The following is a 1,815-nucleotide window of genomic DNA, read 5'->3' as shown; positions in this document are numbered from 1 at the left end:
GTTCCGTGTCGGGGACGGGCTCCGCGGCCGGGGCGGGCTCGGTTTCCCGGGCGGGATCCGCGCCGGGGGCCTGCTCGTCGCCGCGGTCGGTGCGCAGGTGCGGCGGCAGCGACTCGTTCAGCGCCGCGTCGAACCGCTCGTTGAGGCGCCGGTTGATCGCCTCGCGGACGGCCCGCTCCTCCGGCGTCAGCGGCGCGTCGCGCTCACCGCGCGCCGCCCGCTCCTCCGCGACGTTCGGCAGGTCCCGCGACACCTCGTACAGCGAGTGCTCGTAGTCCGCGACGTCGTCGAACGACCGCAGGTGGAGGCGCAGCTCTCCGATGTGGCCGTTCGGCATCCGCACCGTCATCCGGATGTCGCGGTAGCCGCTCGGCTGCGGCTTGCGCAACCGGTCCTTGATCGACACGACCTCGACGCCGTGCCGCCGCGCGACGTCCTGGACCCGGTCCAGCGCCCGGTACAGGTCTCCGACGCTGTCGAACTGGACCTTCCCGCCCAGCAGGTCGTTGAGCGCGGACGCGTCCCCGTCGCTCTCGTTGATGATCTTGTCGAGGGCGCGGACCCGGTCCTTCGGCCCGGGGCGCATCTTGGCGTCGGCGGGATCGTTCGCCAGCTCGTTCAGGACGTTCCGGAGGGGCCCCGTGCCTTCCGCGGCCCGCTGGTACAGCTCGTCCAGGTACCGGTTGACGAACTCGTTGTCCTTCGGGAGCGGCCCGCCGCCGGCGCGTTCCCGCTCGGCCTCCAGCGCCGCCTCATCGAACCCCGGCTGCTTCGGGGACTTCCCGGGCCCGATCTCCCCGATGACCCGGTCGCTGATGGCGACCTGCCAGTCCTCGAGCGGCGTCGGCGTGGGCTCCACCTGGCCTTCGCGCAGGATCGTGCCGGCGCCCCGCTCGTTCACCTCCCGGACCGAGTCCTCCAGGATGCGCACGGCGTCCGGATGGGTGAGCAGGCTGTGCAGCGTCCTCGGCCGCGCCAGCAGGGATCGCCGGAGCGAGTCCTCCGCCGGTGTCAGCGGCGGCGGACCGCCGCCCTCCACGATCCGGGCGAGCCGGGGATGGTTCGGCAGCCGGTTCCGCAGGTCGTCGTCCAGCAGATCGCCGAGCCGGTTCCCCTTGTCGTCGACGATGGTCCCGCGGGCATCGTCCACCACCCGCCGGATCTGCTCGTTGTCGAGGATCCGCCGCATGAGCTCGGCATCGGCCGTCCGCTGCGGCGCGCCGTCTCCCTCGGCCGGCCGGGGCGCCGCGGACTGCATCGGCGCCCCGGGCTCACTTCCGGCCGTGCCCGCGAGCATCGCCGGCGCGCCGGGCGCGGGTGTTTCCGGAGCGGCCGTGCTCCTGGCCGGTGCAGCCGCATCCGCAGCAGGATTGCCTTGCGCAGGCGCAGCGGGCGTCGCCGGTGCAGGCGTGCCCGTGCCCGGTGCGGGGGTGCCCGGTGCGGCCGGCGCGGGAGTACCGGGCGTGCCCGCCGCGGCGGTGTCCGGCGCGGGCGTGCCCGCGGCCGGGGCGGGCGTGGTCTGCGTCGGGGTGCCCGTGGTCTGCGTCGGGGTGCCCGTGGTCTGCGTCGGGGTGCCGGTGGTCTGGGTGCCGGGTGTCTGCGCGGTCCCCGGCTGGGACGTCTCATACCACCCGTAGTGGGAACGGGCGTCCGGGCGCGGCGGGACCGGGGCGCCCGTGGACGCGGCCGGTGATCGCGGGGTCTCCGCGGTCTGCGGAGCCTCCGCGCTCTCGCCGTTCTGCGAGGGCTCCCCGGTCTGCGGGATCTCCGTGGTCTCCCCGGGGTGCGGGGTCTCCGTGGTCTGCGGGGCGGGCG

At 75.2% G+C, this 1,815-nt stretch carries 2 protein-coding genes; one reads left to right on the top strand and one right to left on the bottom strand.

Going from position 1 to position 1,815, the window contains the following annotated elements:
* On the bottom strand, positions 1 to 1,258 hold a 1,258-nt coding region (locus tag E1266_RS37050), incomplete at its 3' end, for a RelA/SpoT domain-containing protein (protein WP_165966375.1).
* Between the two features lie 205 nt (positions 1,259 to 1,463).
* Between E1266_RS37050 and E1266_RS37045 the strand changes: the two genes are divergently transcribed.
* Positions 1,464 to 1,637, top strand: coding sequence for a hypothetical protein (locus tag E1266_RS37045; protein ID WP_165966374.1), 174 nt, complete (start codon positions 1,464 to 1,466; stop codon positions 1,635 to 1,637).
* The last annotated feature ends 178 nt before the right edge of the window (positions 1,638 to 1,815 follow it).

The sequence above is a fragment of the Actinomadura sp. 7K534 genome (assembly GCF_004348575.1).
GTDB lineage: Bacteria > Actinomycetota > Actinomycetes > Streptosporangiales > Streptosporangiaceae > Spirillospora > Spirillospora livida.
This window is presented reverse-complemented; position numbering and strand designations above follow the sequence as displayed.